The 7,066-nt window shown below is 43.1% G+C and carries 3 protein-coding genes and 1 pseudogene; 1 reads left to right on the top strand and 3 read right to left on the bottom strand.

Annotated features, from left to right (window positions below):
* The 3 genes and pseudogenes from ACFFAP_RS12210 to ACFFAP_RS12200 all read right to left on the bottom strand — a co-directional run.
* Positions 1–578, bottom strand: a pseudogene (locus ACFFAP_RS12210) (hypothetical protein); the annotation flags it as partial.
* Positions 579–766: 188 nt separating this feature from the next.
* Positions 767–1,453, bottom strand: coding sequence for a hypothetical protein (locus ACFFAP_RS12205; RefSeq protein ID WP_375511481.1), 687 nt, complete (start codon positions 1,451–1,453; stop codon positions 767–769).
* A gap of 406 nt (positions 1,454–1,859) precedes the next feature.
* Positions 1,860–3,086: a DUF4114 domain-containing protein gene (locus ACFFAP_RS12200; RefSeq protein ID WP_375511464.1), complete on the bottom strand. Its 1,227-nt coding sequence runs from the start codon at positions 3,084–3,086 to the stop codon at positions 1,860–1,862.
* A 549-nt stretch (positions 3,087–3,635) separates the two neighbouring features.
* On the opposite strand from ACFFAP_RS12200, the gene dnaX reads away from it, so the two are divergent.
* Complete coding sequence (gene dnaX / locus ACFFAP_RS12195; protein ID WP_375511463.1) at positions 3,636–6,971, top strand: DNA polymerase III subunit gamma/tau; 3,336 nt, start codon at positions 3,636–3,638, stop codon at positions 6,969–6,971.
* Positions 6,972–7,066: the final 95 nt, after the last annotated feature.

The following is a 7,066-nucleotide window of genomic DNA, read 5'->3' as shown; positions in this document are numbered from 1 at the left end:
TCATCATACTCCCATAACTGCTCGCCTAAATTGCGGATCAGTTCTTGCCCAGGAGTAGTTTCTATTACATCTGGTTCATCATACTCCCATAACTGTTCGCCTAAATTGCGGATCAGTTCTTCCCCAGGAGTAATTTCTAAGTCTTCTTCTGGATAATTCTCCTCATGCTCTATTTGTGTAGGTAAGTTTTGCATCAGCCGGATACCAATGTCATAAGCAACATCTCCAATTCTGCCAACACCAAGTTCCCCCAATTGCACCATCTGTGATGCTAAAAGAGGATTTGGTATCGGTGAAGCTAGCAAGCTTTCGCCAAACATCAGCAACCAATCTATCCAGCGTTCAGCCGGAATGCGATTTTCTACCCGTTGCAGATACCTCAATGCCCACTGTCGTCCTCGTGCTTGATGCACGCCTTCTAACAATTGGATAAACAATTGTTCCAGATCCGCATTGGTTAGTTCTGGTAATACCTCCACCAGATTCTGTCCTCTCGCACCCTTGAGAGAACTAGCCTGCTTACTTCCAATCAGGCGCTTTAAAAACCTTTTAAGCGACTGCGATATCCGCCTGAGCATCTGCCACACTATTGGATTTTGTTTTTCTAGATTGTAGCCATCGTTGTCTTAAAAAAATCATCAATTACGTAAAAATCCATTAGATCGAGACAGCGCTTCCGTCGCAGGTTAGCAAAAAATATACAAAACTTCAAGAGTAGAGCATTACAACGTTACAATTCCCAAATTCGACTCTTGATGCCAAGTGGTTAATTTTCTGTTTGCTCTGTAGTCGATTGACCGGCAGGATATAATTGATTGATCAATGCCTGGACAAGCAATTCTGGATCGTCTGTGTCAACGGCAAGCTGTTGAGCAATCTGCTGGCGTAAGTTTTCATCCTGCTGCAACATCACAAACAACTCTTCTAAGGTGACAGTTTGGTATTCTCCCTCTGGGGGGTTCTCTGGGGTATCTACTGACTCTGATATAGGGGCGGTTGGCTCAGATGGTAAAGTTGTGCTAAAAGCATCTGGTCCTTCATATTCCCAAATTGGTTCGCCTTGATTGCGTGTCAATAACTGCATCCCGATACTATAGGCAACATCTCCGATTTCTCCGATGTTCAACTCACCCAATTGCACTAACCGTGCAGCTATTTCATTATTGGGTGTAGGTGATGCTAGCAATCTATCGCCGAAACGCCTTAACCACTCAACCCAGTCTTCAGTTGAAATACGATGTTCAATATTATGCAGCCACTTTTGCGCCCACGCTTCCCCTCGTGCTTGATGTACTCCTTGCAACAGTTCGTTGAAGAGAAATTCCAAATCCGTATCGCTTAAAGGTGGCGCTGGTTCTTTTGGCACATTTCCTCTAGATTTTGAGGCAGTCTGTTTTCCACCGAATAAGCTCTGAAAAAGCTTTTTGAGCCATTGAAATAGCCGCTTGAGCATCTGCTGCACCATCGAGTTTTGCTTATCCTAAGATTGTAGCGATCGCACTGGACTATGGCGTTAGTTCAGTCAATAAAATGTATAAACAGGAAATCTCTTTTTTCCTCTAGTGCATTATTGGGGAGCTAGGGCGGTCTTCTCCCAAAGGGAGAGGTCACGGAGAAATGAGAGTTTGAGAGGGTTTTTGCGTAAGTCCTAGTTTAATAGTTAATCGTGGAAGTGTTGAGATTTATTAAGAAGACATTATAAAAAAATACAGTTCAGATCAGCCCAAAACCCTCATGTAGAGACGCGATTTATCGCGTCTTCAAAGACCAATTATTTACACCATTAGTCCTTAACTGAACCGTATTGCATTATGAAATATTGGCGACTGTTAGCTAGCGGCGATGTCTAATAATTTAGACTAGGCGATAGTCATATTGACTCGCACGATCATATCGTTGAAATCTTTATCACCACCACTTGCTAAATCCTCAAAGCCAAAAACGTTATTCCCTAACAAGCGAATGTGATCTACTTTATCAGCATTAGCTCCTAAGAATGGGAAGTAAACTGCTGGATCGTTATTTGAATTGCTATCAAGTAAAGCATCAGGCGTACCATTAGTAATAATAAATGGTACAAAGATAGAACCTGGCTGGAAAGTTCCTGTGGAAGTTGCATTACCTTGATTATTAACTGTCAAGTCAATGCCTGCAACCCGTCCTCGAACTGCGGCTTCAGTATAACCAGCCTGTCCGGTGAGAATATCTGCTTTACCATCTCCGTTGGTGTCAATGCCACCATTTTCATCAGCTACTCGATAAAAGCCGATGAAATTATTGAAAGCCGCTTCTCTGTTAACCACAAAATCAGCTTTTACCTGACTTGTGACACCGCGTAAATCAATCACTTCTCCTTGGGGGTTTCCTTGCAGATTTGTACCCAGAGGTAATGAATCATTTGTGGAGTGAATTTTTACCACCAGATTATTGAAGTCAGCAGCGTTATTACCAGAGCCATCTTTCCAAGCAAGGGAAAAATCATCATTCCCCAAATCTGTAATCTTTTGCGTTAAAGGATCAGAAAATAGTATGTCTGTGAGTGGAGTTTCTCCAGTCCGTACACTATCAGTTGTGCTATTTTTCACCAAATAAAATCTGAAGTTTTCATCAGAGTTAAATTCCAACAGATGTGTCAAATTATTGGTATTAAACCCATTGGGAAGATTGGCAATAGCAGAGAAAATTACCTTAGCTCGGTCTAAAGCTGCTTGGGCATAACCTGCTGCGCCTGGAGCAATACCATTAATATTACCTTGAGCATCGTCAACGGTAAATACTCCTATTTCATTTACAAGATTAGAGCTTTGTCCGGTGAGAGTAACTTGAAGTTTTGATTTGCTACTGCTATTAGAGATTTTAAAGATATCATCCGCAATTTTTGAAAGCTCGAAGGTGGGTGCGTCGTTGACAAGCGTGATATTGATAGTTGCGGTGGCACTTGCCGTCTCGCTGGCGTTGTTTTCAACGGAAACAGTCAGGGTCTTCGATGTGTCGGGGTTATCGGAAGTGTTGTTGTACTGAACCCTCCTGGCGATGGTGGATAGATGGGTGTCATTTAGAACTGGTACTGCCTGGGTAACGGTCACGTCGTCGATGTAAAGCTGTGCGCCTGCCGCCGTACCGCCGCTAAAGTCGTAAGTACCGCCAACGAAGACAAACTTATAGTCACCAGCCTTGGAGACGGTTGTAAATTTAACGATACTTTTTCTTTTAAACTACAGTATAAACACTTAAAAATAGCGTTTCTATTCTGAGTCTAGCTTGATATATATATTAGGATTTAAGCATTGAAGCCTGAAACGTAGATCCCCCCTAGCCCCTTAAGGAGGTTGGGGCATCTGAGTGCGTAAGTCCTGATTGAGCAATAGTTATTCTTGCCCACTCCCAATTTTTCTATATAGAACAAACGTACTAAATAATATGCTATAATTCCCATACATTGATGTTGAAATCATAGTAGAGGATATGCTCTGGTTACTTGCTTTCGTAAGTGCCAAAATTTACGGCATTAGTTGAGTACAAGCCCTATGGCAAAATCGACAAACAAAGCAGGTACGAGAGTTTAAAATAGTTGAATCCTAAACTCGACTCGGTGCTAGTAATTAATTTTGAAAGGCATTGAAGTCTATATTTTCATGTCTTACGAACCCCTGCACCACAAATATCGCCCCAAAAGTTTTGCTGAACTGGTGGGTCAAGAGGCGATCGCTACCACCCTCACGAACGCGATCGGCACATCCAAAATCGCCCCCGCCTATTTATTCACTGGGCCTAGAGGTACGGGGAAAACTTCTAGTGCCCGGATTCTGGCCAAATCTCTCAATTGTCTCAAAAGTGACAAGCCGACTCCTGAACCCTGTGGCGTGTGTGAAGTTTGTCAAGGAATCACCAAGGGCTACGCCTTAGACATAATTGAAATCGACGCCGCCAGTAATACTGGTGTCGATAATATCCGCGAGTTGATTGAAAAAGCCCAGTTTGCTCCTGTGCAGTGTCGCTATAAGGTTTATGTTATTGATGAATGCTTAACTGGAGATTCTCTGGTTTTGACTGATGAGGGACTTCAAAGAATTGATGATCCCAAAATTAAAGATAAGAGGGTTCTGAGTTACAACAACTCATCTCTTAAGTGGGAATTCAAGAAAGTTGTCAGGTGGTTAGACCAAGGAGAACGGCAAACCCTGGTTATCAAGACAACTAACCGAGAAATTAGATGTACGGGTAATCATTTAATTAGGACAAACCAGGGATGGCTACCAGCAAGGGACGTAAAAGAAGGAGTGAAGATACTATCCCCTGTGAATGTGGATGCGGAATCCTCATTTACAAATTTGGTATCGATGGACGCACCCGGAGATTTGCTAGCGGACACCAGTTTAAAGGCAATACATCAGGGCAAAAATCATACGACCTGGAATCCATCCTTAAACAAGCTGAATTACTCCGACCTTTCTGTGCTTGCGGGTGTGGAGAAAAGCTGGATATCCCAACCTTTTTACAAAAAAAAGGCCGAGGAATTATCAGCATCCAGTCTCGCTGGGAAAAACATCCATATAAAAAAGGACACGGAGTTTGGGAACTTAGAACAGAAAAGTTCCTTGCGGATGCGGCAGTTATCCAGCCAAATGCACTTGGGCTTATATACGGAACCTTACTTGGAGATTGCTCCATCAGTTATCCCAATAAATACAGTAGATTCCCCAGATTGTGTTGGACACACTCAGAAAAGCAGCAAGAATGGTTGGAATACAAAGCCTATCGCCTTGAAGAATTGCGTCCAAAACTGCGAATTACAGCTAACAAAGGATACGGAAACATATCAGTTACCTGTAACACAGGTTGCCATCCCCAACTCAAAGATGTCTTTGACATCGTTAAACCGAATAGAGATAAAAAACTCGTCTCTATGGACTGGCTTAATCGAATTACCCCAGAAGGACTTGCTTGGTGGTTTTGCGATGATGGTTCACTTGCCCTCAGTCCAGAAGGAAGTCCACAAATTCAACTACATACTGAAGGATTTTCTGCCGCAGAAAACCAACTCATTGCTACTTGGCTTACAGCAATGGGATACTCAGCTACAACAAAATTTTACATTAGAAGTAGTACAGGCAAGACATACCACTATATACGGTTGGGGGCAAGCACCAGTAGAAAATGGCTGGCAGACCTTAAACAATATTCCATCCCCTCGATGGATTACAAGTTTGGAGACAGTCGTATCTGTTCACCTCGCTGGAATTGAGCGAGTCTATGACATTGAAGTAGCAGATAATCATAACTTTGTGGCAAATGGGCTTTTGGTACATAATTGCCACATGCTCAGTACCCAGGCATTCAACGCGCTACTAAAAACATTAGAAGAACCACCGAGACACGTAGTTTTTGTGTTGGCAACAACAGACCCGCAACGGGTGTTACCAACAATTATTTCGCGCTGTCAAAGGTTTGATTTTAGACGCATTCAGTTAGAAGCGATGGTTAAGCATTTAAGTGCGATCGCATCTTATGAAAATATTCATATTTCACCTGACGCTGTAACTCTAGTAGCCCAACTTTCTCAGGGAGGGTTGCGGGATGCCGAAAGTTTGCTCGATCAATTGGGTTTGTTAGCGGGTGAAGTGACACCGGATAAAGTTTGGGATTTGGTGGGGACAGTAAGCGAACAAGACTTGCTAGCGCTTTTAAATGCGATCGCTCAAGATAAACCGGAAGCAGTTCTAGACTGTACCCACTACATTTTAGAACGTGGTCGAGAACCGCTAACTCTTTTGCAAAATCTCGCCGCCTTCTACCGCGATTTACTGATTGCTAAAACTGCACCCAATCGCCACGATTTGGTTGCTTGTACTCAGCAAACCTGGACAGCATTGGTTGAGTTTGCTCAATACTTCGATATAAACGTGATTTTGGCAGGACAAAAACATTTGCGAGAAGCTGAAGTGCAAATTAAAAACAGTACTCAGCCGCGTTTGTGGTTGGAAGTAACATTACTAGGATTGTTACCCAGTGCGACGAATATTCAGCCACAAGCCCCAAGTATCACGCAGCGAGTCAACACACCTGTTGTATCTCCAAACTATCCTCCAGCAGTTGCCCAAAATCACGTAGTCTCTTCTTCACCGATAGCTGAAGCGCAAAAAAATCATAATTCTGCATCTTCTAATCATCTAACGGCTGCCCAAAATCAGCCCGTCACTTCATCTCCCCCAGTTGAACGGCAAACAAATCACAATTCTGCTGCTAACTCAGTTTCACCACCAACCCCAGAACCGGTATCTGTACCCGTCCCACCTGCAAACGTTGAACCAGTAACTTCAGAAGTGATTGGGGAAGAACAATATGACTTAACTCAGGTTTGGCAACAAGTGCGTGCTAATTTTCCGATGCCTTCCAGGCAAGCTTTACTGGGGCAAATGTGCCAGCTAATAGAGTTTAACGGTACTGTAGCACGTATTACTGTTAAAGGGTCTAAATGGTATGAAACACTTAAATCTGATCTCCCGATGATGAAAGCAGCTTTCCAGCAGACTTTTCAACGTGAAGTTCAGGTAAATCTGGAACAAGTCAGTTCTGCAATTCCTACCTCAGCCAAAAAAGATCCACTCCCAAAAGACTCTACTCGTGTTCAGCAACCACCAACTCCCAGTTATAACCAGCAAATTCCGTCTCCAGCACCACAGCCAATCACTCCACCATCAGCATCGACAGCAGCAAAAAATGGAAATGGCGTAAATGGAAATGGCGTAAATCGAAATGGTGTAAATGGAAATGGGGTGCAAGCTTTGCCTCCAACTCCAAAGCTAACACCCGCACCTGATTGGGAACCTGACGAAGTAGCGATCGCAGCTCAACGTCTAGCAGAATTTTTCAACGGACAAATTATCCGTTTTGCTGATGATTTCCCAGAATTCTCCGACTCCATGACTACACCTGAATGGGTAGAGGAAGCAGAAGTTGATGATGAATAGAAGGGATTGGGGATTGGGGATTGGGGATTAGGGATTAGGGATTAGGAATTGGGAATTAAAGATTAAAGATTGAAGAAAATTTATAACTATATTTC

Source organism: uncultured Nostoc sp., from assembly GCF_964245575.1.
Lineage (GTDB): Bacteria > Cyanobacteriota > Cyanobacteriia > Cyanobacteriales > Nostocaceae > Nostoc.
The sequence above is the reverse complement of the archived record's forward strand: the minus strand, read 5'-3'. Positions and strand labels throughout refer to the sequence as shown.

Excerpts from the sequence above, each read along its gene's own strand:
- ACFFAP_RS12205 (WP_375511481.1), bottom strand. The coding sequence starts at position 1,453 with ATGCTCAAGCGGCTATTTCAATGGCTCAAAAAGCTTTTTCAGAGCTTA.
- dnaX (WP_375511463.1), top strand. The coding sequence starts at position 3,636 with ATGTCTTACGAACCCCTGCACCACAAATATCGCCCCAAAAGTTTTGCT.